The following is a 14,612-nucleotide window of genomic DNA, read 5'->3' on the forward strand; positions in this document are numbered from 1 at the left end:
TGTTAAAACCCCTCCAGCACAATCTTGCCGACCGAGCGACCGGTTTCAATTTGCGTGTGGGCTTTTTGCAGATTTGCCGCGGTAATCGCGCCAAAATGTTCGCCCAGCGTGGTACGGAGGGTGCTGTCGTCGATCAACTGCGCCACGCGGGTCAGTAACTGATGTTGCGCAATGATGTCGTGGGTTGTGAACATCGAACGGGTAAACATAAACTCCCAGTGCAGCGAAATGCTTTTGGCCTTCAGCGGGCGCGCATCGAGAGTTTGCGGATCGTCAATTAGCGCCAGTTTGCCCTGCGGCGCCAGTGCGGCAATAATTTGCGAATAGTGCTGCTCGGTATTGTTCAGGCTGGCAACGTGCGTCACCTCTTTAATGCCTATCCGTGCCAGCTCTTCCGTCAACGGCTTGCTGTGGTCAATCACATGATGAGCGCCCGCTTCACGTACCCATTTCTGGCTCTGCGGACGTGATGCGGTACCGATGACGGTCATTTTGGTCAGCTTACTGGCCAGTTGTGTCAGAATAGAACCGACGCCGCCAGCCGCGCCAACAATCAATAACACATCATCTTCATTGCCATTTTCCTCAACGCCCAGACGGTCGAACAGCATTTCCCAGGCGGTGATAGCTGTCAGTGGCAGCGCCGCAGCAGAAGCATTATCCAGTGTTTTTGGCTTCAGCGCGGTAATACGTTCATCAACCAGCTGAAATTCACTGTTACTGCCAGCGCGGCCGAGCGCTCCGGCGTACCAGACTTCATCGCCGGGTGCGAACAGGGTGACGGCTTCGCCCACGGACTTCACCACGCCAACGGCGTCCCAGCCCAGCACACGCGGCACATCAGCGTTAAAACCTTCGCGGACCTTGGTATCAACGGGGTTGACGGAAATGGCTTTCACTTCAACCAGCAGATCGTGCCCGGTAGCAACTGGCATGGGCAGGTCAATCTCTTGTAAAAATTCAATGTTATTGCCGTCGGTCGCGGCGCGGGTAATGGCGATGGCTTTCATATTATCTCCGGTCACAGGAATCAGTTTATACCCGTCATACTTCAAGCCGCATGTGCGTTGGCTACGTTCGCTCACCCCAGTCACATAGTTTGCTATGCTCCTGGAGATTCACTCTCTTGCTGCCTTCATGCAACTCGAATTATTTAGGGTATATCTGTTGATATAATTTGATGGTAAACCGGTAACAGAACGGGAAAAATAGCCCTATGGCGACAGGACTTATACTCGGGGAGTGAAAATGTTCCGGCTTGAAGATCTCACGTTGTTTGTCCGCGCCGCGGCGCTGAATAGTTTTAGTGATGCTGCGCGCGAAGTCGGCGTTCAGCCTGCTCAGGTCAGTTCAGCTATCAAGCGCCTGGAGTCTACGTTGGCTATCCGCTTGTTCGCCCGCTCCACGCGCAGCCTGCGCCTGACACCAGAAGGTGAAGTCTGGTTACCCTATGCCCGCCAGATGCTGGATGTAATGCATGCCGGGCTGCAAAAAATTCAGACCCCGGAAGATGAAGTGTCAGGCACGCTGCAAATCGCCGTGCCTTCCGATCTCGGTCGTAACCTGCTGCTACCGGTCTTTCAGTCGTTTCGACGCCGCTATCCCGCGCTGCGCCTGCGGATTTTTTTCTCCGACCAGGTAACGGATGTCTTTAAAGACCCCGTCGATGTTGCATTTCGCTATGGCAACACCGAAGACGCGTCCTACATTGCGCTGCCGGTTGCACCGGGTAACCGACGCGTGCTGGTGGCATCACCGGAATGGGTTGAGCAAAACGGCGCGCCGCAAAAACTGGATGATTTAACACAGCTCAACGCTATGACTTTCGTATTACGCGGCCGCCTGCACGATCGCTGGACGTTTACGCGCAACGGCGAGGTCAGCAGTGTGCAGGTTAACGGCACCATTATGAGTGACGATGCGGAAGTGATCCGGCGCCTGGCGATTGCCGGAGAAGGTGTGGCGTACAAGTCGTGGCTGGATGTCAGCGAGGATGTGCGTGACGGTCGATTACAACTGCTGATGCCGGATTATCAGGGAGAGAAAGTCCCGCTGAATATGATTTGCCCGCATCGGAAGCAGCTTTCAACCGCGGTACGCCTTCTGCACGAGGCGGTGAAGGCACGGTGTGAAATGCTGGCGCAAAGCTAATAAGCGCTTTACGCCAGAATACTATCGCGTCGTTACTCAGTCTTTTTTCGTTGCATTCGCAAAGAAAATATCAGACTGAATGTCTTTAGTACGGATGGTAAATAGCTGATTGGTTAGATCTTCCGTCAGCTTCTCGGCGTCGGCCATGATGCGCAGGTTGAAGTCATTCAGCATCTTATCCGCGGCGGGTTTATCGGTTTTCGCCATCTTCAGATACTCTGCTTCGACCTCTTTTTGCTCCTTCGCCACTTTGTCTTCCCACGCTTTGTAGGCTTTTTTGACGATTGGCGCGAGCTTCGGATAATCGGTCATCGTCAGCGTTTGTAATTTACGATATTTCCAGTAGATAGACTGATCGTCCGCTTTATCGGTACCCATCGTGTAGTTAGCCGGATACGCTTTCAGACCGCTGTAGTACGGAACGAAGGCGGTGAGGTCAGCCATGCCCAGGCCAATGTAGGTCGTTTCACCAATCTCTTTTGGCAACCACGGACGGACCTGCATAACGTGCGCTTCATAGGTACGGAAAACGCTGACCGGACGCCATGGCTCTTTGCCGTTCAGACCGTTGGTGTACGGGTCATGGCTGGTCCCTTCATAGTGACTACGCAACACGGCTTTCACATCGTCCAGCGTCATTTTCTTCTCTGGCGTCATGAAGACCGGGAATTCGCGCCCTTTGGCCATATCCTGATTTACGGAAGGATTGAACTCTTTCTGGATGGTCCATACGCGAGGGTCGTTATACGTGCGGTCACGCTCGTCATCACGGGTATAGGCTTTGGAGAAGTTGAATTTACCGTCTTTCGCCGGATCGTACAGCCCTTTTTCAGTCGCAAATTGAATCAGGTTTTTTGACGCCATCATGTCCGGACTTTTAGGATCGTAATCCTGTAAGCGGCCCTGATTACCGGTGGCAAAATACTGGTTATTCGGCAGACGCTGCGCCATCCACTGATGGCCGCTACCGGTTTCCAGGTACCAGATCTCGTTATCGTCGACGACGGCAACGCCAAAACCTTCGCCTGCGCCGACGGTCTCAACGATATGGCCCAACAGCGCCACAGCTTCACGTGCGGTTTTACTTTGTGACAGCAGAATATCCGGGATATCGTCTTCGGTGATCCCTTTATCCTCAACGTACGGGTCGGCGGCCAGTGCTTTCGGTGAGGCAAAAATGGATTCTGTACCGCTCACGCCGACACCCAGCTCGTTAAATCCGGTCGCGCCGTGCAGTTGGGTTTTCCAGTTTGGGACAGTGGTATAACGCAGAGAGTTTTTCGGCAGTGGCCAGGTAAAATCATTCGCACCATTATGTGCTTTGGTGCTGTATACCCCGGTCTGATTTTGCTTTGCCGGATGAATGACAAAATGCTGTGCTTTCAGGGCATCGCTGTCTGCGCTACGGGCGACCAGCATGGAGCCGTCCGCTGATGCTTCGTTGCCGACCAGCAGGGTCGTACAAGCAAAACCTGATGAAACAACGGCCAAATTTATAGAAAGTGCAATCAGGCACTTTTTAAAAGTAAACATTACGTATCCCTCATATGTACGCCAAAAATACACCGGAAACACACCGTTTCCTGAAATGCGATAACGCCTGAACGCTCAGACATTGCTCGCGAGAGAGATAAACGCCCCTGCCCACGTCTTCTCCAAATATCCATCCGTAGGTTGAAGTCTTCTGGGCAAAATATAACGCCCATTTCGCTTAATTATTACGCAACGGATATTATGATATTCAGGATGTTTCCTGATTCGCGATGAAGAATAGCAATGGGTTATGTGTGGATTCAGTGACCCATGTCGCGTAAGTCAATGATGACAAATGTGAATTTCATTGAGGGGCCGTACTTTTTGTTTCCGGATATGACGCTACCTTTTGCGGCAATACAGCGAGGGCACATTGGAGCTGGCAAAAATCCATGCACCTTTATACTCCTCCATGACCAGGCTCAGGCTTCGTCCGCTTTGGCGGTAAAATCCAGGTAATGTGTCGTTAATATCCGCTTCATCAGCGGTGTCAGCGAAGGTTTTGACGACCTGCATCGCCTGTAGCACTCGGGCATCGCGCTTTTGGGTGTAGTTAAAATAGATGTTCCTGCTAATGTCTGAGGTATTACGCCCGTACAGTTTGCCGGTAATAGTGGCCAGGCCTTCACTGTTGTACATCCGAAACGATAACGTACCCGTAAAGCGGTTGCTGCCAATATTCCATTCCATGTTACCGATGCAATTCAGCGGTTTGTCGGCATAGCGTGAATGCCATAACCATCCGCCTGAACCGAGCACAGTAACCAGCCCGGCCACGAGCACTATAAGGTGGCGTGTTTTTTTCATTGCCCGCGCATCCAGTAATAATGAGTAGTACAAAATGCGTTAGCATCCACCCGTGCATCTTTATCACAGACAAATGCCACGATCCTTTCCGCTTTGCTGTAACCGGTAAGAAACACGTGCTTGTTGTTTTCACAGAGATAGGGATGTAACTGCATCAGATTGAAATAGCCTTGCTGGTCGTGTTCATTTGGTGAGTAATAGATTTTGCAATTTTGCCGCGATGGCGTCTGCATGGAAGCCTGGACAAATTTACTAAACGGCATAACAGGGCGCGTTTGATACCACACCAGCCAGATGATCAACGTGGCAATCACGACACTGGCGCTAAATAAAACCTCAAACCAGGGTATCTGCGTCGTTTGTTGTGGTGTCGAAGGAATTATCTTTACGGGGGGGATTTCTTCAATAACCGGCGGCGGGGAAACTTCACTCTGTTGAAGCATTATTGTCTCTACTTGCGTATTCTCATTTAATCTGAGCCCGCGTCGGGAAATAGTTTTCACCGTATCACGAGGCAACCCCACGTCCGCCAGCGCGTTTCGTAGCGTCAGAATAGCCTGGTAAAATGTGTTGGTGGTGGTCACATTATTTCTTTCACCCCAACCAATTGTCATCAACGTGTTCTGGGAAACAATGTCACTTGCGTGAGTAATTAAATAGAGAAAACAGAGCGAGGCAGGGAGCTGGAGCTGAATTGCTCGCCCGGTCTGACGATTGACCAGACTTTTGCTATCAGGATTAAATTCGACCAACTGATTGATAAGGTACAATTGCCCAGCCCTCAGTAACCAAAACGAATCACAGCGTGTGCTAACGCATCCTTTAAATTTTACATCCAAATCGAAAATGCGCCTCACTCTTTGTTCATGAACGAAGATAAGAATTTCACTAATTTGTTAAAATCTCTTTAAATACAATATGTTAGCAATCTTATTTCTTAGGTGAGAATTAACTAAGGTTAAATAATGAGAATTCATTACAGTTTTATCTGAATTATCTTTATATTTGTCCACAACATGACAAGGGTGATTGAGTTATCAGAATTACGTAATTAGTAAGTAACTTTTACGCAGGTTATTTTTTAGCAAATAGTGCTTTTTTACTGTTTATCCTGGAATCTGAATTTATGCATAAAATTCCTAATGCATAGGTTGTTATTCTGAGATAAAGCGTAAATAAGCTTAGCGCAATCGTATTACTCACAGACCATACATATTAGTGCATCAGGAGTTTATTACATTTTATTAGCGCCACTGTTATTAGCTGACAAGGAACGTACTACGTGTTGGATTGACACATTTATTTACCAATGAAATATTTATGGAAAAATAACAGGAGTCATTTTTGATGAAGAGATCACCGTCACAGACTGTTCGTTGCATAAGCTGTGAATTATCCTGTCAATTATTTCCGGATACTGCGGTTCGTGCCAGTTACTGTCACCGTGCCGCATTTGCGATCTGGCCTGAGGGGAATGGCTTTCTGCAAAAAGGAATTATTGAAAAGCTTCTGCTTAATAATCAAAACCATTTGTCGCGTGGGTTTATTTTTGTGGACTTTTCTTTCCCGAATCTGCGCCTGTTTGCCGACCCGCAATGGGTTGACCGGCTTGCCTACAGCGGTATGCATATTGTGTTGATAGCAGACAGGAACCTGGCGCCGTTAGCCAACTACTGGCTGTCCAAAAGCAATAAAATACAAGGGATTATATATTCTGATGATGATGACGAAGTTCAACATCAGAAAATTAGGCGACTCTTTACGGGTCATCTCGCTAACAGCAAACGTGGACGCTCACTTAACTATACTGAAATGATATTACTGAAGAGTTTTGTGTCAGGGAAAAGTATTCAGCAAATTACCAAAATAGATAATATCGATATTAAGAAAATATATGTCTACAAGCTCAGGCTTGAAGATAAGTTAGGCCATAGTATTCATCAAATATTGTCGAATATTTTATAACGTTTTTTTGAGTTTTATTATTTTCACATCCTTGCGATGTGGTGGACGCTCTACGCCTGAAAGCAGGAGGCTAATATGCCAAATCCCAAATCTTATTCTCGTATTGCCATAGCGGTTTCAGCCGCATTAACCTCTATGGTATTTTCAACTCAAGCAGCATGGGTTGACGTTGATAGTCTACCCTCCACCGGACTGGTTAGCAGTCTGCCCCCGGAATTGCAGGCAATAATTCCAGCGCAGGCAAATGCCAGTTTCGCTAAAACCAGCGCCATGCCGAATTATGTTTATCAATGGAGTGCGGGCACGATTCCCGTTTATGGCAATGGATTAACGATTAATGGACCCGGCGCTGAAGCTTTTGAGCACTCTGTTACCGTTATTCAGAACAGTACAACGGGTAGTCCGGGCGTTATTTTTGGGGACGACCTGACGATTCGCACGCAGTCGAAGAATGCCGCCAATAATGGTAAAGATGTTGACGGTATCCGCACGCACGGGGCCAATACGCCGGATAACCCGGTCTTTATCATCACCGGGGATCGCACCAGCATTTATGTGGACGGTCAGGATGGTGACGGTATTAACGCCGGTTACAACTCCTATAGCCAGGGTTGGAAGGGCTCGGCCAGCATTTACGTCGGCGACGATCTGTATATTCAAACCACCGGTTCCCAGGGACGTGGTATCACAGCAAACGCGATGAAAGACGCCACGCAGGCCAAAAATACAATTGTGGTTGGCGACCGGGCACACATTGTGACGACAGGTGACAGTTCAGAGGGTCTTCGCACCGGGCAGAGCGGTTCCTCGATACTGCTTGGCAATGACGCCACCATTGAGACTTCGGGTGCTTCTTCAACGGGGATTTATGCCGCCTCATCGTCCAAAACGGAACTGGGCAACAACGCGACGATTACGGTCAACGGCGTCAGCGCTCATGCGGTTTATTCCACCAACGCGACCGTGAATCTCGGTGAAAACGCAACGATCAACGTGAACAGTTCGGCGAAAGCGGCGTCATACAGCAAAGCGCCACGCGGCCTGTATGCGACTTCACGCGGGGCGATAAACCTGGCAGGCGGTGCCGCCATTACCATGGCGGGCGATCACAGCAACGAAAGTTATGCCATCAGCACCGAAACGGGCGGCATCGTAGACGGTTCTACTGGCGGGCGTTTTCTTATCGACGGCGATCTTCATGCCGATGGCGCGACTGCTGCAACCAGCAGCCTGCCGCAGCAAAACAGTACCATTAAGCTCAACATGACCGACAACTCGTTGTGGAGCGGGGCGTCATACATCACCAGCGCCACTGCCGGGACGGGTGTTATCTCGCTGCAAATGAGCGACGCGACCTGGAACATGACTAACAGCTCAACGCTCACCGACCTGACGCTGAACGGCGGGTCAGTGGTGAACTTTGGGCATGCTGACGGCGAACCGTGGCAGACGCTTACCATCAATGAAGATTTTACCGGGAACGGCGGCAAACTGGTTTTCAATACTGTCCTGAATGACGATACCTCCGAAACCGACAAGCTGAAAGTGCTCGGCAACACCGCGGGTAATGCGTTTGTGGCGGTGAATAACATTGGCGGAACCGGGGCGCAGACCATTGAAGGTATTGAGATCATCGAAGTGGCCGGTAATTCTGACGGTACTTTTGAGAAAGCGGGCCGTATTGTTGCCGGTGCGTACGACTATAACGTGGTGCAGAAAGGCAGTAACTGGTATCTGACCAGCTTTATTCCTGCTCCGCCGGATCCGGAAGACCCGGACCCCGTCGATCCGCATGACCCGGACCCTGTTGATCCGGACCCGGTTGACCCTATTGATCCAGACCCGGTCGATCCTGTAGACCCGATTATCCCTGAGCCGGAAGAACCTGTTGCGCCTCCTGTCACTGAGCAGCAATACCGTCCGGAAGCAGGCAGTTATCTGGCGAACAACTATGCGGCTAACACGCTGTTTATGACCCGACTGCACGATCGTCTGGGTGAAACGCAGTACGTAGATATGCTGACAGGCGAGAAGAAAGTTACCAGCCTGTGGATGCGTAACGTTGGGGCGCATACCCGCTTCAAAGACGGTAGCGGGCAGTTGAAAACCCAAAGCAACAGCTATGTAATGCAGCTAGGCGGCGACCTGGCGCAGTGGAGTAGCGACGGTCTTGACCGCTGGCACCTTGGCGCGATGGCAGGTTATGCCAACAGCCAGAACCGCACGCAGTCCAGCCTGACCGGCTACCATTCACGTGGCCAGGTCACCGGTTACAGCGTGGGGTTGTACGGCACATGGTATGCCAACGACGCCGACAAGACCGGCACCTACGTGGATACCTGGGCGCTGTACAACTGGTTTGATAACAAAGTGATGGGCCAGGAGCAGGCAGCAGAGAAATACAAATCCAGCGGGATAACCGCTTCGGTTGAAGCCGGTTACAGCTTCAAACTGGGTGAAAGCGAGCGCAACAGCTACTGGCTGCAACCAAAAGCGCAGGTGGTATGGATGGACGTGCAAGCCGACAGTCACCGCGAAGCGAACGGTACCCGCGTGAAGGATAATACCGATGGCAACCTGATGACCCGTCTGGGTGTGAAAGCCTTTATCAACGGTCACAACGCCATCGACGACGGTAAATCTCGCGAGTTCCAGCCGTTTGTTGAAGCCAACTGGATCCACAACACACAGACAACCAGCGTGAAGATGGACGATGTGAGCAACGACATGCGCGGCACCAAAAACATCGGTGAGCTGAAAGTCGGCGTTGAAGGTCAAATCACTCCGCGCCTCAACGTGTGGAGCAACGTGGCCCAACAGGTCGGGGATAAAGGCTACAGCGATACCCGCGGTATGCTCGGCGTGAAATATAACTTCTGATGCATCACAGGTAATAGAGAGCCGCTGATTAACCGATCAGCGGCTTTATTTTTTCTGGGAATCGTAGGCCGGATAAGCGTTAGCGCCATCCGGCATTAAGGTGGTGGGTTACAAACGTTGTCCCAGATGTTTTGTTGGTACTCGGCTTTGGTGTAAGACTGCCAATACAACAATATTTGTGTCCTGTGCACAGTAGTAAATCATATGGCTAACATAAGGAAAGCTGTAAACATCTGCACCAAAATCATCAATGCGATGATGCCCCATGCCTGGCATTTCAGCTAACTGAGAGAGAACGCCCCGTAATTTTCTAAGATAATCCCTGGACTGTTTAGCGCCCCAATTTCTTGATGTGTAATCACGGATTTCAATAATATCGCGCTGTGCTTCTCCAGTAAGTTTGTAACTCACTTTTTATCCTTTGTGTTGATCCATCAACTCATCAAAAAAAGCATCACCATCGACAGTATTGCCCAAATGAATATCGCTTTGAGCACGCTGAATTTTGGCCTTCAGTAACTGGAGTTTCATGGCTTCCATTTGTTCATAGTCCTCAATGGAGACGACAACTGCAACAGGCTTACCGTTACGACTAATTTGCACAGGTTCTCGCTGCGCTTTAAGTAGCATATCGCCAAACTGGGTTTTGGCTTCATTTGCCGTAAGAGTATGCATATTGCCACCATTTCGCATGAATCGTTCGATTCATTCATTATAGTCGATATCTTTCTGGGGGTCACTATGAGGTGGGTGGTCAGACAGAGGGTATTGTGAAAGTAGGCCGGATAAGCGTAAGCGCCATCCGGCACCAACTGAACCTGTAAGTAACGCTTACAGGTTTAGCCTTGCTTCACTGAAGAGTCGCCAGCGTGCTCTCAATTCTATTTAACTTCAGATTGGCCTCTTTCAGCTCATCCTGCAACCGTTGTTATTGCTCACTGTAGACCATCAGGGCGATACAACCGTTCATTACTTTGACGGTAATTTTCTACCCGATATCAAACCCAACTGCGCGTAGTTACCTGTCGGAAAGGATAATTTCGGACGAGAATCAAGAAAGCCTTTTTGAGCAGAGAAAATATGGCAAATGACTGGAATAAGATAGGAATTTTGGCGGAAGATCACAGGAGTCGAACCTGCCCGGGACCGCTGGCGGCCCCAACTGGATTTGAAGTCCAGCCACCTCACCGGAGATGACGATCTTCCGCGCCTCGATTGCTACATGGAGGCGGGGCGCATTATAGCTACTTCCAAACGTTTCCACACCCCCTCACTCACTTTTTTAACTTCCGTTTCTCCATACCATGACCAGTTTCAAATAAATCCCCGCAAAATCCATTACTTACACTTAGACACATTTTTTGACGCTACTCTGATCACAGAAAACAAGAATCGTAATTTGATAACGAGATATCGGAATACCCGCGCTCACAGGGATGGTTTACAAGAACTGTAACCGGTATCAGTGCGTGTGAAAGTGCTAACAAGGATGCGTAATGAAAAGTGAGATTTTGTCCGTTAAAGAGAAGATTGGCTACGGCATGGGCGATGCCGCCAGCCACATCATCTTTGATAACGTTATGTTATATATGATGTTCTTCTATACCGATATTTTTGGTATCCCGGCCGGTTTTGTCGGCACGATGTTCTTACTGGCTCGCGCGCTGGATGCTATTTCAGACCCTTGCATGGGACTGCTCGCCGACCGCACCCGTTCGCGCTGGGGGAAATTCCGCCCGTGAGTGCTGTTTGGCGCTCTGCCATTTGGTCTGGTCTGTGTGCTCGCCTACAGCACGCCGGATCTCAGCCTGCACGGCAAAATGATTTATGCCGCAATCACTTACACGCTGCTGACCCTGCTTTATACCGTGGTTAATATTCCCTACTGCGCGCTGGGCGGTGTGATAACCAATGACCCAACGCAGCGTATCTCCCTGCAGTCATGGCGCTTTGTGCTGGCGACGGCGGGCGGCATGCTCTCCACCGTGCTGATGATGCCGCTGGTGAATCTGATTGGCGGTGAAAATAAAGCGCTGGGCTTCCAGGGCGGGATTGCCGTGCTTTCGGTTGTGGCGTTCCTGATGCTGGCGTTTTGCTTCTTTACTACCAAAGAACGTGTGGAAGCGCCGCCGAGCAGCAACTCAATGCGTGAAGACCTGCGCGACATCTGGCAGAACGACCAATGGCGTATCGTCGGCCTGCTGACCATCCTCAACATCCTTGCCGTCTGCGTTCGCGGCGGGGCGATGATGTATTACGTCACCTGGATTCTGGGTACCCCGGAAGTGTTTGTCGCCTTCCTCACCACCTATTGCGTCGGCAATCTTATCGGCTCTGCGCTGGCAAAACCGCTGACTGACTGGAAATGCAAAGTCAGCGTCTTCTGGTGGACGAACGCCCTGCTGGCGGTCGTCAGTCTGGCAATGTTCTTTGTGCCGATGCACGCAAATCTCACCATGTTCGCCTTCATCTTCGTGATTGGCGTACTGCATCAGCTCGTGACGCCAATCCAGTGGGTGATGATGTCCGACACCGTTGATTACGGCGAGTGGTGTAACGGAAAACGTCTGACGGGGATCAGCTTCGCGGGCACGCTGTTCGTGCTCAAGCTGGGTCTGGCGCTCGGCGGGGCGATGATCGGCTGGATGCTGGCGGGCGGCGGTTACGATGCCGCAGCGAAAACCCAGAACAGCGCCACCATTAGCATCATTATCGCATTGTTCACGATTGTCCCGGCTATTTGTTACCTGTTGAGTGCCGTGATTGCCAAACGCTTCTATACCCTGAAAACGCCGTATCTGACGGAAATCATGAGTCAGCTGGCTCAGGGTGCGCACCGCAATCAGCAGGATTTTTCGACGAAAGAATTACAGAACTAAGGAACCAACGATGAAAATTAGCGACGGAAACTGGCTGACGCAGCCTGGCCTGAATTTAACTCACCTGATTCAGGTATTCGAGGTTGAGCAACAGGGTAACGAGATGATTGTCTACGTTGCGCCGCGCGATGTGCGTGAACGTACCTGGCAACTGGATACTCCACTCTTCACCCTGCGCTTTTTCTCGCCGCAGGAAGGCGTGGTGGGCGTGCGTATGGAACATTTCCAGGGCGCGTTGAATAACGGTCCGCACTATCCGCTGAACGTGCTGCAGGACATCAATGTAGAGATACAAAACACCGCTGAATTTGCCGAACTGAAAAGCGGAAATTTGAGCGTGCGGGTCACTAAAGGTGAGTTCTGGTCGCTGGATTTCCTGCGTAACGGCGAACGTATTACCGGCAGCCAGCTGAAAAATAACGGCTACGTGCAGGACACCAACAGCGGGAAAAACTATATGTTTGAACGCCTGGATCTGGGCGTTGGCGAAACGGTGTACGGTCTGGGCGAGCGCTTTACTGCGCTGGTACGTAACGGCCAGACGGTGGAAACATGGAACCGCGATGGCGGCACCAGTACCGAGCAGTCTTACAAGAACATCCCGTTTTATCTCACCAACCGTGGTTACGGCGTGCTGGTAAACCATCCGCAGTGCGTGTCGTTTGAAATTGGCTCTGAGAAAGTGTCAAAAGTGCAGTTCAGCGTTGAAAGCGAGTATCTGGAATATTTCGTCATCGACGGCCCTACGCCGAAAGCGGTGCTGGATCGCTATACCCGCTTTACCGGTCGTCCGGCGCTGCCGCCAGCCTGGTCATTCGGTTTGTGGCTGACTACATCGTTCACCACTAATTACGATGAAGCGACGGTGAACAGTTTTATCGACGGGATGGCCGAGCGCAATCTGCCGCTGCACGTCTTCCATTTCGACTGCTTCTGGATGAAAGCCTTCCAGTGGTGCGACTTTGAGTGGGATCCGGTGACCTTCCCTGACCCGGAAGGCATGATCCGCCGCCTGAAAGAGAAAGGGCTGAAGGTCTGCGTATGGATAAACCCCTATATCGGCCAGAAATCCCCGCTGTTCAATGAACTGAAAGAGAAAGGTTATCTGCTCAAGCGCCCGGACGGCTCCCTGTGGCAATGGGATAAATGGCAGCCGGGCCTGGCGATTTATGACTTTACCAATCCTGAAGCCTGCGAATGGTATGCCAACAAGCTGAAAGGTCTGGTGGATATCGGCGTTGACTGCTTCAAAACTGACTTTGGCGAACGCATTCCTACTGACGTTAAGTGGTTTGACGGTGCCGATCCGCAGAAAATGCACAACCATTATGCGTACATCTACAACGAACTGGTATGGAACGTGCTGAAAGAGACCGTCGGTGAAGAAGAGGCAGTGCTGTTCGCCCGTTCGGCCTCGGTGGGTGCGCAGCAGTTTCCGGTGCACTGGGGCGGCGACTGCTACGCCAACTATGAATCGATGGCCGAAAGTCTGCGTGGCGGGTTGTCCATTGGTCTGTCCGGCTTTGGTTTCTGGAGTCACGATATTGGCGGCTTTGAGAATACCGCCCCGGCGCACGTCTACAAGCGCTGGTGTGCGTTCGGGCTGCTCTCCAGCCACAGCCGCCTGCACGGTAGTAAATCCTACCGTGTGCCATGGGCGTACGATGATGAATCCTGCGACGTGGTACGCTACTTCACTGAGCAGAAATGCCGCATGATGCCATACCTGTATCGCGAAGCGGCGCGCGCCAATGAACTCGGAACACCGATGATGCGCGCAATGATGCTGGAGTTCCCGGACGATCCGGCATGTGATTATCTCGACCGCCAGTACATGCTGGGCGATAGCGTGATGGTTGCGCCGGTGTTTAGCGAGGCGGGTGATGTGCAGTTCTATCTGCCGGAAGGACGCTGGACACATCTGTGGCGTAACGACGAGGTGGCGGGCAGCCGCTGGCATAAGCAGCAGCATGACTTCCTGAGTCTGCCGGTTTATGTGCGCGACAATACACTGCTGGCGCTGGGCTGCAATAACCAGAAGCCGGACTACGCCTGGCACGAAGGGACGGCGTTCCAGCTGTTCCATCTGCAGGAGGGTCGGGAGGCGATTTGTGAAGTCCCGGCGGCTGACGGCTCGGTTATCTTCACGCTGAAAGCGACGCGCACGGGTAATACCATCACCGTGCAAGGAAGTGGCGAAGCGCGTAACTGGACGCTGTGTCTGCGTAATATTACGCAGGTTAGCGGCGTGAAGGGCGGCTCGTCTGTGGGCAGTGAGTGGGGAACGGTTGTCACGCCGAATGCGGATGTGCTGACGATTACCCTGTAAGTAAATCTCAACGTGGGCTGGATGGCGATGCAATGCGTTTTATCCGGTCCACGCTGCGAGCAGCATTC

At 51.2% G+C, this 14,612-nt stretch carries 10 protein-coding genes, 1 tRNA gene and 1 pseudogene; 5 read left to right on the forward strand and 7 right to left on the reverse strand.

Going from position 1 to position 14,612, the window contains the following annotated elements; genetic code table 11:
* Positions 1–2: 2 nt before the first annotated feature.
* The gene (locus GHC22_RS00270) at positions 3–1,010 is read right to left on the reverse strand and encodes a zinc-binding alcohol dehydrogenase family protein (RefSeq protein ID WP_048215259.1); all 1,008 of its coding nucleotides are present in this window, start codon (positions 1,008–1,010) and stop codon (positions 3–5) included.
* A 238-nt stretch (positions 1,011–1,248) separates the two neighbouring features.
* Between GHC22_RS00270 and GHC22_RS00275 the strand changes: the two genes are divergently transcribed.
* A complete protein-coding gene (locus GHC22_RS00275; protein ID WP_048215260.1) occupies positions 1,249–2,151 on the forward strand; it encodes a LysR family transcriptional regulator in 903 nt (300 codons plus the stop codon).
* Between the two features lie 36 nt (positions 2,152–2,187).
* Here GHC22_RS00275 and GHC22_RS00280 read toward each other — a convergent pair whose 3' ends face one another.
* The 3 genes from GHC22_RS00280 to GHC22_RS00290 all read right to left on the reverse strand — a co-directional run bounded on the left by GHC22_RS00280 (position 2,188) and on the right by GHC22_RS00290 (position 5,261).
* Complete coding sequence (locus GHC22_RS00280) at positions 2,188–3,684, reverse strand: C69 family dipeptidase (RefSeq protein WP_032945412.1); 1,497 nt, start codon at positions 3,682–3,684, stop codon at positions 2,188–2,190.
* Positions 3,685–4,026: 342 nt separating this feature from the next.
* Complete coding sequence (locus GHC22_RS00285) at positions 4,027–4,491, reverse strand: hypothetical protein (protein ID WP_003827183.1); 465 nt, start codon at positions 4,489–4,491, stop codon at positions 4,027–4,029.
* Entirely contained in the window at positions 4,488–5,261 is a 774-nt protein-coding gene (locus GHC22_RS00290; RefSeq protein WP_153753947.1) for a transcriptional regulator, read from the reverse strand. The genes GHC22_RS00285 and GHC22_RS00290 overlap by 4 nt, the downstream gene beginning before the upstream one ends.
* A gap of 577 nt (positions 5,262–5,838) precedes the next feature.
* On the opposite strand from GHC22_RS00290, the gene GHC22_RS00295 reads away from it, so the two are divergent.
* Complete coding sequence (locus GHC22_RS00295; protein ID WP_153751989.1) at positions 5,839–6,456, forward strand: helix-turn-helix transcriptional regulator; 618 nt, start codon at positions 5,839–5,841, stop codon at positions 6,454–6,456.
* Between the two features lie 75 nt (positions 6,457–6,531).
* Positions 6,532–9,336 carry an intestinal colonization autotransporter adhesin MisL gene (gene misL, locus GHC22_RS00300; protein ID WP_153751991.1) on the forward strand — a complete coding sequence of 935 codons (2,805 nt, stop codon included), beginning with the start codon at positions 6,532–6,534 and terminating at the stop codon, positions 9,334–9,336.
* A 108-nt stretch (positions 9,337–9,444) separates the two neighbouring features.
* Here the strand turns inward: misL and GHC22_RS00305 are convergent, their stop codons facing one another.
* The 3 genes from GHC22_RS00305 to GHC22_RS00320 all read right to left on the reverse strand — a co-directional run bounded on the left by GHC22_RS00305 (position 9,445) and on the right by GHC22_RS00320 (position 10,542).
* Complete coding sequence (locus tag GHC22_RS00305; RefSeq protein ID WP_153751993.1) at positions 9,445–9,747, reverse strand: type II toxin-antitoxin system RelE/ParE family toxin; 303 nt, start codon at positions 9,745–9,747, stop codon at positions 9,445–9,447.
* 3 nt (positions 9,748–9,750) lie between these two features.
* A complete protein-coding gene (locus tag GHC22_RS00310) occupies positions 9,751–10,011 on the reverse strand; it encodes a type II toxin-antitoxin system Phd/YefM family antitoxin (protein ID WP_103284557.1) in 261 nt (86 codons plus the stop codon).
* A gap of 436 nt (positions 10,012–10,447) precedes the next feature.
* A tRNA-Sec gene (locus GHC22_RS00320) sits at positions 10,448–10,542 on the reverse strand.
* Positions 10,543–10,832: 290 nt separating this feature from the next.
* Here GHC22_RS00320 and GHC22_RS00325 point away from each other — a divergent pair.
* Positions 10,833–12,215, forward strand: a pseudogene (locus GHC22_RS00325) (glycoside-pentoside-hexuronide family transporter).
* Between the two features lie 10 nt (positions 12,216–12,225).
* Complete coding sequence (yicI, locus tag GHC22_RS00330) at positions 12,226–14,544, forward strand: alpha-xylosidase (RefSeq protein WP_153751995.1); 2,319 nt, start codon at positions 12,226–12,228, stop codon at positions 14,542–14,544.
* Positions 14,545–14,612: the final 68 nt, after the last annotated feature.

The organism is Citrobacter sp. H12-3-2 (assembly GCF_009649895.1).
Lineage (GTDB): Bacteria > Pseudomonadota > Gammaproteobacteria > Enterobacterales > Enterobacteriaceae > Citrobacter > Citrobacter portucalensis.

Bases quoted from the DNA above. Each gene is read 5' to 3' on its own strand.
- GHC22_RS00280 (WP_032945412.1), bottom strand. From the start codon at position 3,684: ATGTTTACTTTTAAAAAGTGCCTGATTGCACTTTCTATAAATTTGGCC.
- GHC22_RS00270 (WP_048215259.1), bottom strand. From the start codon at position 1,010: ATGAAAGCCATCGCCATTACCCGCGCCGCGACCGACGGCAATAACATT.
- GHC22_RS00310 (WP_103284557.1), bottom strand. From the start codon at position 10,011: ATGCATACTCTTACGGCAAATGAAGCCAAAACCCAGTTTGGCGATATG.
- GHC22_RS00295 (WP_153751989.1), top strand. From the start codon at position 5,839: ATGAAGAGATCACCGTCACAGACTGTTCGTTGCATAAGCTGTGAATTA.
- GHC22_RS00285 (WP_003827183.1), bottom strand. From the start codon at position 4,491: ATGAAAAAAACACGCCACCTTATAGTGCTCGTGGCCGGGCTGGTTACT.
- misL (WP_153751991.1), top strand. From the start codon at position 6,532: ATGCCAAATCCCAAATCTTATTCTCGTATTGCCATAGCGGTTTCAGCC.
- GHC22_RS00275 (WP_048215260.1), top strand. From the start codon at position 1,249: ATGTTCCGGCTTGAAGATCTCACGTTGTTTGTCCGCGCCGCGGCGCTG.
- yicI (WP_153751995.1), top strand. From the start codon at position 12,226: ATGAAAATTAGCGACGGAAACTGGCTGACGCAGCCTGGCCTGAATTTA.